The following is a 12,640-nucleotide window of genomic DNA, read 5'->3' as shown; positions in this document are numbered from 1 at the left end:
CTAGGTCGCGATGCCCGTTTCCCGGGCGACCTCGCGCAGCGACACGTGCAGATCGGGGTGGCGCACCTGTTCGTCCAGCAGGCGAGCGACCGCGCTCAAAATTTCGCCGCGCAACCGCTCACCCTGCCCGCGGGGACTCCGCGCACGCCCGGTCTCGACGGCGGTATCGGGTTGATCGGCATCACGCGAGTTCATGACCCCATGATCTGAACATCACCGAAGCCGTGTCCTGGGGGTTGGTCCGGCTCACAGCGAATACGCGCAGCAAGCCGCGCCGGAGCTGACCGGTCTGCGGCGACCACGTCACCAACGCGCCCATGCCTCGCCCACCGGTTCGCCGACGACTCGTAGAGCTAGAACAGTCATTTCGGTCTTTTAGTCTTTCAGGTCTTCTATGTCTCGGAGTGAGGACTCGCTGGAGGCTGTGAACAGGGACGACGCAGCTGATCGGGATTCGCGGGAGTAGTGCACTCGCCGGATGTCCGGTGTCGATGAGCGGGTCACGGTCCTTCGCTCGGTGCTCGCGTGCTGAACGTCGAGCGGCCGGAACCGAGGAAGCCGTCGAACCGCCGGTGGGCCTGGTAAAGCGCCTGGGGGGCGACGTGCGAGCGATCCCGGTTCATCGAGCCGGTACGACGCGAGCCGGGCGTGCAGCTGGAATTCGCGCAGCTGTTCATCACTCCCGCATCCGCATCTCCGCCGAACGCCTCGTGAAGTTCGGCGCCTAGGAGGTGGCAGGAAGGGTGAATCTGCGCGCCGCTACGGCGGCGGCATTTGCCCAGGTACTTTCATGCACGTCGAAGCACCGTAGGGGCAATCTTCCGGAGAATTGGTTGATTCGATGCGGTAATTCACATCAAGATGTGAGAGGTCGACTTGAAGTGCTATCGGCGACGCCAACATTATGCTTATTGATCACATCGTGGAAAATGAGGGAGCTTCGCGATCAAGGAGATTGCTGTCGCTGTCGCTGTCGCCGGACCTCGATCACCGTGCGGCGCCGAGATCATCGGCTGCTACCTGTCTTGACGTGCACTTTGGTGGGGTTTCTCAGGGTGATCCGCCCCGGTGGCTCTCGGGCGGCCGGATGGCGAGTCGGGTGTTGGAATTTCCTGTTTTCGCTTTCGCCGTGCTCCGGTTGATGTGTCTCCGATGTCAGCTCCAGTCATTGCGCGCGCATGTTCAGGTGCGGATCCGACGTCGCGAACTTCGCCGCCGGTGACCGCTCGGCCGCCGCCCGGTCAGCCCGTCGAAACATGGTCGACAGCAGTCTCAAGAGGTTCAGGTCCGAATTGTTGTCCGGTAAGTCCTGGGCTCGAAACGAATCGGCATCGGGAGAGATTTTGATCGTTTTAGGTATCAGTGGTGGTTTGGGGCACGACGCGGCGGCCGGGCTCGTGATCGACGGAGAAGTCGTCGCCTGCGCTGAGGAGGAACGGTTCGTCCGGCGGAAGCATGCCTACGGACTGCCGCCGGCGAATGCCGCGATGTACTGCCTGAACCACGCCGGTGTCACCCTGGCCGACGTCGACTGCCTCGCGGTGAGTTGGGATCCCGCGCGCCAGCATCCGGATTGGCCGACCACACTGCACGAAAAGCTGCTGCAGCACCCGTTCTTCGCCGGTGCCCCCCGGCCGAAGATCGAGGTCGTCGGACACGCCACGGCACACGCCGCGGCCTCCTTCTTCTGCTCGGGCTTCACCGACGCCGCGGTGCTCACCGTCGACGGCCAGGGCGACGCCGTGTCCACCACGCTCGGTCGGGGGACGGGTACCGAGCTCACCACCTCCGCCTCGTTCGGCATCCTCGACTCGCTCGGGTTCTTCTACCTGGGCCTCACTTACTACCTGGGGTTCGACCTCGGCGAAGAGGGCAAGGTGATGGGCCTCGCGTCGTACACCACCCCCACCGCGGCCCCGAACCCGTTCGAGCTCACCGGGGACGGCTACCGGAACCGGCTCGACGTGGCGCCTGGGGAATCGGAGCACGACACTTTCCGCGCCCTCGTCGCCACCTGGCAACAGTGGTTCATCGACCGGTTCGGGCCTGCGGCCAAGCCGACTTACCGATTCGATCCGCTGCGCGCCCGCGCCGGTGCGGACCTGACTCTCGCCCCGCACCACTACGAAGCCGCGGCGTTCGGGCAGGCAGAGCTCGAACGAGTGCTGCTGCACCTGGTAGAGCTGGCGGTGGCCGAGACCGGTTCGCGCGACCTCGTCATCGGCGGTGGGGTCGGGCTCAACTGTTCGGCCAACGGCGTCATCGAACGCTCCGGCTTGGTCGACCGCCTCTACATGTTCCCGGCCAGCGGTGATGCGGGCACCAGTCTGGGCGCGGCGCTCGCGGTCGCAGCGGGAAGCGGTGAGCGGCCGTCGGCTGCGGTCGAGACCGCGGCTTTCGGCCCCGACTTCGCCGATGCGGACATCGCCGCGCTGCTGCGCGAGCTCGACCTGCCCTCCCACGAGTCGGCCGACGTCGCGGCGGATGCGGCGGCACTGCTGAACCGAGGCAAGGTCATCGGCTGGGTGCAGGGGCGGATGGAGATCGGGCCACGAGCCCTGGGGAACCGCTCGATCCTCGCGCTGCCTGGTGAGCGGCGGATGCACACCCAGGTCAACGACATCAAGCGACGGGAGCAGTGGCGACCGCTCGCACCGTCGATCCGTGCGGCCGACGCCGCTAGGTACGTGCCGACGGCCGGGCGGGCTCCTTTCATGCTGAGCGCCTGCCAGGTCAACGATCAAGCACGTGCGGAGGTTCCCGCGGTGGTCCACGTCGACGGGTCGTGCCGACCGCAGCTGGTCCGCGCGGAGACCAATCCCCGCTACGCCCAGTTGCTCGACGCCGTCGCGACCGCATCCGGCACACCTGTGGTGCTGAACACCTCGTTCAACCAGGCGGGCGAACCGCTCGTGTGCAGCCCGCACGACGCGATCCGCTCCTTCTTCGCCTCCGGGCTGGACGCGTTGGTGCTGGGGAACTCGATCGTCACCAAACGATCCGCCTGAGCACATGGTGGCCGCACCCGCGCGGTGCGCGCCCGCCGCACCTCACGCACCGCCGCCCACTGTCGCCCGCGAAGCTCGCGCCGACGGTGGGCGGCACGATCGATATTGCGCAAGCCGGATGAAACCGAGTCAGGGCAGTGCGATGTCGTGATCGTCGTCTGTCGGCGGCGGAGCCGCCGCACAGCGACCACCAAGGCAACCGGACCACTCGCGGGGTTCTCGGCGGCTTCCTCGCGAGGACAGCGACCGTCCTCGTAGCGGAGCTACTCGAGAATTCGCAGCCACATCGGCAACGGGCAGCGAGCAGGCCGTTGACCCCGCCGGTGGTCGACCTGTTCGGGCTGGTGCCGCCGACAAGACGACGACCAAGAACGCCGCTCACCCGGAATGACGGGTTCGAAGACGGGCTCTGAGGTTCCACCACCCGGCCGACTACGCAGATCCCGCTGAAGGGCTCGTCAACGCGGGATCGATGCCGGAGCGGGTTGTTCGGTGTTCAGGCCCTTTTCGATGACGACCATGTTGTGGTGCGCGAACACCCCGGTAACGGTCCGGTCGGTGTAGGTCGGCTCGTACTCGCCGTTGCGCACCAGGTCTTGGTGGTTGAGGCCATCGATGAGCTGCTTGACCAGCCCCATCGTCGTGGCCGGGTCGTTGAGGTCCGTGCTGTTGCCGCCCCAGCCGGGCCAGTAGGAGGTCTGAACGTCCTCGATCACGTACAGCCCGCCCGGCCGGACGTGCTGGAACAGCGCGTGGAAGGACGTGATGACGTGCGGGTTGAGGTGGCTTCCGTCGTCGACGACGATGTCGAACGGACCGAGATCGCCACCAAGTTCGGCAAGGGACGCCGCGTCGCTCTGGTCGCCCCGGATGGTGCGCAACCTGGGCTCCGCAATGCCGGATTTATCGAAGATGTCGAGCCCGTAAACCAGGCCGCGGCGAAAGTAGTGCTTCCACATGCGCAGCGACGCACCGCCCACGTCGGGCCGGTCGTAACCGCCGACGCCCAACTCGAGGATCTTGACCCGATCCTCCCGGTAGGGCGCGAGGTAGCGCTGGTAGTTCGGCGTGTACCAGTGGTGGCCCCACTTGTCGGAGCCGAACCGCACTGCCAGCTCGGTCAGGTCGTCGGGGGGCTGGGTCAGTGCCGCGATCACCTGGCGGGTCGCGAGCTGGGCGTTGTTGAAGTGCTGGGCGATCGGGTCGTCCGCGGCGAGTCCGGGCATCGGAGGCCGGGCAGCGACGTGGACTTCCCGGGTCGCATGACGGCGCCCCGCAGGTCCATAGACTTCGCGAAGCAACTCCAGCAGGTCCTGGCGAATGATCACCGACGGGTCGGGCAGCCAGCCCCCGGCCAGCTTGACCGAGCCAGGGCCGGCGGTCAGCGAGAAACCGAGCCGCTGCCCGGCGAAACCGAGGTCGAACTGCACCGGCACTTCTCCTTGCGGGCTGGGAAACAAGCGCGCCCGATCGGCCACCTCGGTGAGCAGTGCCTCCGCGGTGCGGCCGGCGCCATGCGTGCGCACCCCTTCCTGGACGGCCGAGGCCGCTCCTTCCGCAAGAACGATCAGATCCTCAACGGTCGTGCTGCCACCGGCAAGATCCATTTCCCGCTCTCCTGTTCGCCTGAGCGCCGCCGCGATGAACGTATTCGCCGCAACCGTCCGTCCACAGCTGTCGAAGGGGCACACCTTCCAGGCATCAGGGCAGTGCCCTATTCGGTCCTGCCTCTCAGTCAAGCTCGGTTTTCGATCCACGGTGACCAGATGGACTATCGGTCGCACCGTCGGCACTTTCGGGCAGGAGCGATTGACACTCGGTTTTGTTGCCCTCAAGGGTTAATGGCATGCGTGTGCTGATCAGTACGTGGGGATGGCGTTCCCACTACTATCCGATGGTTCCGCTGGCATGGGCGCTATTGGCCGCCGGGCACGAGGTGCGCGTTGCCAGCCAGCCGGCGATGTTGCCCATCATCACCGGTTCTGGGCTTCCGGGCGTCGCGGTCGGTGCGGACCTCGACTTCGCCGAGGTGTTCGCAGCCGGGATCAATGGCGATGACGCGGACGGCGGAGAGGTCGTCACGGCCGACGGCGCGTCCGTGCGCTACGCCGAAGCGATGGTCGATGATCTCGTGGCATTCGGCCGTTGCTGGAGCCCGGACCTGCTGGTGCACGAGCCGTTCAACTTGGCCGGTGCGGTGACGGCACAGGTGCTCGGCATTCCTGCCGTCAAACACTTGTGGGGAGCCGACTTCACCGAATTGGTCCCTATCGCGGAGGACGTCGCGACCGGGGATCTGGTGCGGCGCTTCGGGATCGATCGGTTGTCCGCGAGCGCGGATCTGGTGCTGGACCCCTGCCCGCCTGCGATGCAGGTGCCATCGGGCAGCTCGCCGCGGTGGCCGATGCGGTTCGTGCCGTACAACGGCACCGCCGAACTCCCGCCGTGGCTGTGGCAGCCGCCGACCCGTCCACGGATCTGCGTGACCTGGGGAACTCTGATGTCCGAACTGGACGGTTCGGATCTGTTCCTGGCCCCGCGCGTGGTCGACGCGCTGGCCGAGTCGGATGTCGAGATCGTAGTCGCCACCGCCCCCAAGACCCGGCCGCGATTCGGTGCCCTCCCGGACAACGTGCGATTCGCGGACGGCCCACTCGCCCTGCACGTCGTGCTGCCCGGCTGTCAGGCCGTGGTGCACCAAGGCGGCGCGGGAACGACCATGACCGCGCTCGCCGCGGGTGTCCCGCAAGTGATCTTCCCCGCGATCGTTGACCAGCGTTTCAACGCCACCCAGCTCGAGTCGACGGGAGCGGGCGCCGTCGGCGAACTCGACGCGGTCGCCGCGCAGGTGCACGAGCTGCTCACCGAACCGCGCTGGCGGACGGCTGCCGCGGAACTCGCCGAGCACAACAGAACTCGCCCCACCCCGGCGCAGGTCGCGGCCGATCTGCCGCGGCTGCTGGGTTGAGAAAAACCAATGATGCATTCGGCATCGGACACTTCCGCCCGAGGGGAATGACGTAGTAGTGGTTGATGTGTCAAGTGCCGTTCCGTCCGGTGTTGAGCCGGTGGCCGTGGTCGGCATCGGCTGCCGGTTTCCGGGAGACGCCAATACTCCGGACGCTTTCTGGGATCTGCTGCTGGCCTGTGCGAATACAACCTCGGACATCCCCGAGGACCGCTGGAAATCTTATGCGGAGCTCAGCGCCCAGCACGCCTCGGTGTTGCGCAACACCGTGAACCGCGGCAGTTTTCTGCGCGGAATCGACGGGTTCGACGCGGACTTCTTCGGCATCTCCCCGCGTGAGGCGGAGTTGATGGACCCGCAGCAACGGGTTCTGCTCGAGGTGGCTTGGGAAGCGCTGGAACACGCGGGTATCCCGCCGGATTCGCTCGCGGGCAGCGAGACCGGGGTTTTCGTCGGGGCCTGCACCGACGACTACCGGCGACACCTGCTCGAAGACGTGGTCAACATGGACGCGTGGAGTGGCATCGGTGCGGCGCGGTGCGCGGTGGCGAACCGGGTGTCGCACGTGTTGGACCTGCGTGGCCCGAGCCTCGCCGTCGACACCGCGTGCTCAGCGTCCCTGGTGGCCATGCACCAGGCATGTCAGAGTCTCCGGCTGGCGGAAAGCGGCCTCGCGCTCGTAGCGGGGGTGAACCTGCTGCTTTCTCCCGGAGAGACGATCACGCTGAACCTCGCGGGCGCGCTCGCCGCCGACGGACGATCGAAGGCGTTCGACGCCACCGCCGACGGCTACGGGCGCGGCGAGGGTTGCGGTGTAGTGGTGCTCAAGCTGCTGACCGATGCCCAGCGCGATGGCGATCGGGTGCTGGCGGTCATCCGCGGTAGTGCGGTGAGCCAGGACGGCTACACCAACGGGATCATGGCGCCCAACCCCGCCGCGCAGGAGCACGTGATGACACGTGCTTGTCAGCACGCCGGCGTCGACCCGCACACGGTCGGGTTCGTCGAGGCGCACGGAACCGGAACCTTGCTGGGCGATCCGTTGGAAGCGGCTGCGATCGGCGCGGTCTACGGCGAAGACCGCGCCGGGGACGCCTGCGTCGTCGGTTCGGTCAAGGCCAACATCGGCCACCTGGAAGGTGCCGCAGGTGTGGCGAGCGTGATCAAGGCGGTGCTCGCGCTGAGCCACGCCGAGATTCCCGCTACGCCCATGGTGTCCGAGCCGAACCCGGCTATTCCCTGGCAGGACAACGGCTTGCGGATCGCGACGGAGCGGCTGCCGTGGCCCGAGAGCGGCCTGCCGCGCCGGGCCGGCGTTTCCGGGTTCGGTTATGGCGGCACCGTCGCGCACCTCGTCCTCGAACAGGCACCGGACGTGCCCTCGGTCCCCGAGGCGGAGAACTCCGCACGGCAACGGCTGTTCGCGCTGTCCGCTGCTTCCGAGGAAGCGTTGCACCAGCACGCGACCGGCCTCGCGGGCTGGTTGTCGGAACAGGCGGGCCGCGAGAACGCGATTCCGCTCGACTCGCTCGCGCACACCTTGGCGACTCGGCGGTCGCACCTCGGGCATCGTGCGACGGTCGTCGCCTCGGACGAGGCCGGCTTGGTCGGGAAGCTGCGAGCCCTGGGCAACGACGACCCGGCGGATGGCGTGGTGACCGGAAGCCCGCTTCCGGATCAGGACAACGCTCTGGTGTGGGTGTTTTCGGGCCACGGCTCGCAGTGGGCGGGCATGGGCCGCGAGCTGCTGGCCACCGAACCCGCCTTCGGTGCCGTGCTCGACGAACTGGCACCGGTGTTCGCCGCTGAGATCGGTTTCACGCCGCGGCAGGTGCTCGTGGACGGTGACCTCGACGAGGTGAGCCGGATCCAGTCGATGATCTTCGCGATGCAGGTCGGCGTGGCCGAGGTGCTGCGTGGCTACGGGGTCACCCCGAGCGCGGTGATCGGGCATTCCGTAGGCGAGATCGCCGCTGCGGTCTGCGCGGGAGCACTCGAGCTGGTGGATGGTGCCAAGCTCAGCTGCCGCCGTTCCAAGCTGTTGTGCCAGGAGGCGGGCGAGGGCGCGATGGCCATGGTCGGCCTTCCCCTGGCCGATGTGGAGAAACGGCTGGTCGAGCATTCTGGGGTGGTGGCCGGTATTCATTCGTCACCGACCTCCACCGTGGTCTCGGGGGATCCCGGTGCCGTTGAGGCCGTGGTGCGGGAGTGGCAGGCGGAGGGCGTGGTCGTCCGCCGGGTCGCTTCGGACGTGGCGTTCCACAGCCCGCGGATGGACCCGCTCGCGGAGCAGCTGGCCGCGGCGATGTCGGAGTTGTGCCCGGTGCCACCGGACGTGCCGGTCTACTCGACGGCGTTGCCCGACCCGCACGGCGTCCCGGTCTTCGACGGCGTCTACTGGGCCGCCAACTTGCGCGATCCGGTGCGCCTGACCGAAGCGGTGGCCGCGGCGGCCGAGGATGGCCACCGCGCCTTCCTGGAGATCTCACCGCACCCGGTGGTGACCCACTCGATCAGCGAAACGCTCACGCAGCACGGGATCGAGGCTGCTTTCGTCGGTGGCACCCTGCGCCGGGGCCGATCCGAGCAGCAGAGCCTGCTGTCGGCGCTCGGTGCGGTGCACTGCCACGGCTTCGCCATCGACTGGTCCCGGCTGAATTCGGCAGGCACGCTCGTCGCCGCCCCGGCGAACCCGTGGCGCCACCGGCCGCTGTGGCGCCGGCCGCAGCTCGATGGTGGCGCAACGGCGCGGCTGCACGACCCGGAGGGCCAGACCTTGCTCGGTGCGCCGACTTCGGTCGCGGGCAGTCCGGTCCAGGTGTGGCAGAGCAGCCTCGACGACAGCAACCGCCCTTATCCGGGAAGTCACAGCATCAACGGCGTTGAGATCGTGCCTGCCGCGGTGTTCGTCACGTCCTTCTTCGCCGCCGCCGCGCCGGACTCCTCGCCACCGACGTTGCGCAGGGTCGCGATGCGAAGCCCGCTGATGACCGCTGAGCGCAGGGACGTCCAAGTCGTGCGCGACGGGGAGATCGTGCGGCTGGCTTCTCGGGCCGAAGGCGCGGATCCGAGGCAGGGCTGGGTCACCCACACCGACGCGACGGTCGCCGCCGAACCGGGCGCGCTTTCCGATCAGCCCGCACTGTTCGCCCCGCTGGAGCGGGTAGCGCCCACGCTCGTGCACGAGCGGCTCAGCGCGGTCGGGGTCCCGTCCACCGGTTTCGATTGGGAGATCCAGGAACTCCGGCGTGGCGACGGCGTGCTGCGCGGCACCGTCGCCTTCGAACTCGGGGACGTGCCCACGTGGGCGCCTCTGCTCGACGCGGTGATGACCCTCGCGCCGGTCGCCTACTCCGGCGATCCGGTGCTGCGCATGGTCGTCGAGGCCGACGAGATCACGGTGCGTGGCGAGCCGCCGAAGTCCGCAGTGATCGACATCGCGGTGTGCGCGGACGCGCCGGACGCAGTGGCCGCGCTCGTGGCCACGCCGGACGGCACGGTGCTGGCCAAGATCAGCGGCCTTCGGTACGCCGTCATCGGTACTGAACACGCCATCGCGGCCGATCCCCGGACGCTCGTGCACGAACTCGCCTGGCGCCCCTTGGCGGATGCCTGCGGCTCGGGCTCGAACGGGGACCTGGTCCTCGTCGGTGACCAGGACGCGCTGGCCGAGCAGCTGACCGCGCGGGCTCACGAGGCGGGACGGAGCTGTCGGCTCCTCGCCGATCTCGATCAGGTGGACGATCTCGCCGCGGCGGATGTCCTGCTGCTGCCGACTGCGCCGGAGGATGCCGAGGCGCGCGTCAGGACGCTCGGCAACGCCGTTCGGCGGCTGGCCGGCACCGGTTCCGTTCGCCTGTGGTGCCTCATCACGGCCGCGGTGCGGACCGGAGCGGACATCGAGCCCGAGCTGTCTCCTGCCGCCGCTGCCGTCGTGGGGTATGGCCGCACCGCCGCGGGAGCCCACCCTGACCTGTGGGGCGGCGTCATCGACCTGGACGACACCGCTGTCGCGAATCCGGCAGCCACCTCGAAGACCGTGCTCGACCTGCTCGGTTCCGCTGCGAGCGAGGCAGTGGTCGCGGTGCGGCAGGGACGATCGCTGGCGGCCAGGCTGACGGGGGTGGCGGCCCAGCCCAGCCGCCCGCCTACGCCTTGCCGCCCCGAAGGCACCTACCTGATCACCGGCGCGCCGACTCCGCTCGGTTTGGCAGCGGCGGACCGGCTGGTCGGGTTGGGCGCGAAGCGGATCCTGTTCGCCATGGCGGAGCAGTTCCCTCCGCGCGCCCGATGGACCACCTCCACCGATGATCGGATTCGCCGTCAGATCGACGGGGTGCGAGCGCTGGAAGCTCAAGGCATCACCGTGCGGGTGGTGGCCTTGGACCTCACGGACCCCTCGCAGGTCGCGTTGCTCGAAGACCCGGACCGTTGTGGGCTCACACCCATCCGCGGCTTGGTCAGCGTCACCGAGTCGGCCGGTGAGCCGGGGCCGCCGGAGCTGCGCGCGGCTCTGCGGGCACGTGCGGATGGCACGCGACTGCTGCACGAGCTCTTCCCGCCGGGCACCTTGGACTTCTTCACGGTCTTCTCCGCCGGTGAGCAGATGCTCACCCTGCCGGGGCGGGCGTGGGACGGCGCGGCCTGCGCCTGCGTTGACGCCATCGTCACCAGGCGTGCCGCGGCGGGAGATCATTCGTTGAGCCTGGGAGTCCTGTCCGGCGACCGGATCAGTCCGGCTGACGCGGTCGCCGCTTGGGATGTCGCGGACCGACGCGGGCCTGGTGTCTACACGGTGTTCCAGCACAACCGGCCGGAGCTGCTCGAACGCGCCCTGCCGGTACTGGGTGAGCTCAACGCCGGGCCGGATGAACCGGTCGAGGCCGGTGAGCTGGCCGTGCTCGATCCGAAGGAGCTGCTGGCTGCTCTCGCCGACGAGGTCCGGGCGCAGATCGCGAAGGAGATGAAGCTCGCTCCCGCCGAGCTCACTCCCACCCAGTCGCTGGCGGAACAGGGGATGGACTCCATCCTGACCGTCATGGTGCGGCGGCGTCTGGAGAAGCGATTCGAGTGCAAGCTTCCGGCCACGCTGCTGTGGCAGGCACCGACCGTCACCGCCATCGCGGAGCACTTGACCGAGCTGCTGAGCTCGCCCACGACCACGGCGAGCCGGTGACCACCGGCTCGACTGAGAACGGAGAAGCGCCGTGCGAGTCGCGGACATTTACCTGAGGGCAGTCGGTTCGGTCGTGCCTCCCACCGTGTCGGTGGAGAGCGCCGTCGCGGACGGCCGTTATCCGGCCCTGGAAGCCGAAGTGCACGAATTCCTCGGTGTGGCGGTCGCCGGTGACCGCCCCGCACCGGACATGGCGCTGGAAGCAGCCCGGACGGCGTTGAAGCGGGCCGACCAGGTACCGGCCGATCTTGACCTGCTGCTCTACACCAACACGTGGCACCAAGGACCGGACGGCTGGCCGCCGCACTCCTACCTGCAACGCAACCTCGTCGGCGGCCGGGTGCCCGCGATGGCCGTCCATCAAGGCTGCAACGGCATGTTCGACGCGCTCGAACTAGCGGCCTGCTACTTGCGTGCCGAGCCGGAACGCCACAGCGCGCTGCTCGTGGCAGCGGACAACTACGGCACTCCGCTCATCGACCGGTGGCGGATCGCGCCGGGCATGATCGGAGGCGACGCCGCCGCAGCCGTCGTGCTGACGAAGGAACCAAGCTTCGCGCAACTCCTCTCGGTCTGTTCGATCAGCGCACCCGAAGCAGAGGAATTGCACCGCAGCGGAGAACCGATGTTCCCGCCGACCGTGACCGCAGGCCGTGAGCAGGACTTCACGGCGCGGTTCGCGCATCACCGCGCGAACCCACCGGCTGACGCAGGCGCGCTCACGCGGATACCGGACCTCATGCTCGAAGTGGTCGAGAAGGCGGTGGCCGAGGCAGGTATCGGCATCGACGACCTGGCCAGGGTCGCCTACGAAACCCATTCCCGTGAAGTGGTCGAACAACGCGTCATGGTGCCCCTGGGAATGGACATGGCGAAATCGACGTGGGATTTCGGAAGGCGCATCGGGCATTGCGGAGCCAGCGACCAGTTCTTGGCCTTCGAACACCTGATCGCCGCGGGCGAGCTTGCTGGAGAGCACGTGCTGCTGCTCGGCCAAGCACCCGGAGTGGTGCTCTCCGCAGCCGTGGTGAAGGTGTTGGAACTTCCGAGGTGGACGTGACGAACTCGGCGACCAGCAGGTAGTCCGCGCGGGGGAACTCGGACGGCCGCACGCGCCTAGGCGCACATCTCATGTCGTCCGGCGGGGTGAGCCCGCCAGGCTCACCGATCACTCACCGTGCCAGTGACGGATTGCAATGAGTGCATGCTGCCTGTTCAGCAGGTTGGCGGACGGCCGGTCCCTCGCCCGGCGGTGTCAGCGATGCTGCTCGAGCGCGCACGATCGCTACCGCTGGTGCTCATGATGTGAGGAGAGAGCCATGGTTCCCACCGAGAACGAGACCACTCCGCAGGCCGGCGGATGCAGCTGCTGCGCGAGCTGCAGCGGTCCCTCCTGCGGGTGTTGCTCGGGTTGCTGACCGGACGCCGCGGGTCCGGGGAAGCGCGGTCGCCGCGCCTCCCGGACCCGCGGACGAGCCTGGTGCCCTG

General features: G+C 68.2%; 6 protein-coding genes. 4 read left to right on the top strand and 2 right to left on the bottom strand.

The genetic code is table 11. The annotated features are described in order from the left end of the window. Positions 1–195, bottom strand: a complete 195-nt coding sequence (locus tag OOZ19_RS11600) for a hypothetical protein (protein WP_266090084.1) — start codon at positions 193–195, stop codon at positions 1–3. 1,148 nt (positions 196–1,343) lie between these two features. Here OOZ19_RS11600 and OOZ19_RS11595 point away from each other — a divergent pair. Beyond that, positions 1,344–3,008 carry a carbamoyltransferase family protein gene (locus OOZ19_RS11595; protein WP_266090083.1) on the top strand — a complete coding sequence of 555 codons (1,665 nt, stop codon included), beginning with the start codon at positions 1,344–1,346 and terminating at the stop codon, positions 3,006–3,008. Between the two features lie 458 nt (positions 3,009–3,466). Here OOZ19_RS11595 and OOZ19_RS11590 read toward each other — a convergent pair whose 3' ends face one another. Then, positions 3,467–4,615 (bottom strand): class I SAM-dependent methyltransferase, encoded by a 1,149-nt coding sequence (locus OOZ19_RS11590; RefSeq protein WP_266090082.1) that lies wholly within the window; start codon positions 4,613–4,615, stop codon positions 3,467–3,469. A gap of 287 nt (positions 4,616–4,902) precedes the next feature. Here OOZ19_RS11590 and OOZ19_RS11585 point away from each other — a divergent pair, with 287 nt between their 5' ends. From OOZ19_RS11585 to OOZ19_RS11575, 3 genes are all read left to right on the top strand, one after another. Next, on the top strand, positions 4,903–5,976 hold the full coding sequence (locus OOZ19_RS11585; RefSeq protein WP_266090081.1) for a nucleotide disphospho-sugar-binding domain-containing protein: 1,074 nt from the start codon (positions 4,903–4,905) through the stop codon (positions 5,974–5,976). A gap of 100 nt (positions 5,977–6,076) precedes the next feature. Beyond that, entirely contained in the window at positions 6,077–11,152 is a 5,076-nt protein-coding gene (locus OOZ19_RS11580) for a type I polyketide synthase (RefSeq protein ID WP_266090080.1), read from the top strand. Between the two features lie 73 nt (positions 11,153–11,225). Then, positions 11,226–12,212 carry a ketoacyl-ACP synthase III family protein gene (locus OOZ19_RS11575; protein ID WP_266090079.1) on the top strand — a complete coding sequence of 329 codons (987 nt, stop codon included), beginning with the start codon at positions 11,226–11,228 and terminating at the stop codon, positions 12,210–12,212. The last annotated feature ends 428 nt before the right edge of the window (positions 12,213–12,640 follow it).

Source organism: Saccharopolyspora sp. NFXS83, assembly GCF_026241095.1.
Lineage (GTDB): Bacteria > Actinomycetota > Actinomycetes > Mycobacteriales > Pseudonocardiaceae > Saccharopolyspora_C.
Note: the sequence above shows the minus strand (reverse complement) of the source record. Positions and strands in the feature narration are given on the sequence as shown.

Bases quoted from the DNA above. Each gene is read 5' to 3' on its own strand.
- OOZ19_RS11600 (WP_266090084.1), bottom strand. From the start codon at position 195: ATGAACTCGCGTGATGCCGATCAACCCGATACCGCCGTCGAGACCGGG.
- OOZ19_RS11590 (WP_266090082.1), bottom strand. From the start codon at position 4,615: ATGGATCTTGCCGGTGGCAGCACGACCGTTGAGGATCTGATCGTTCTT.
- OOZ19_RS11585 (WP_266090081.1), top strand. From the start codon at position 4,903: ATGGTTCCGCTGGCATGGGCGCTATTGGCCGCCGGGCACGAGGTGCGC.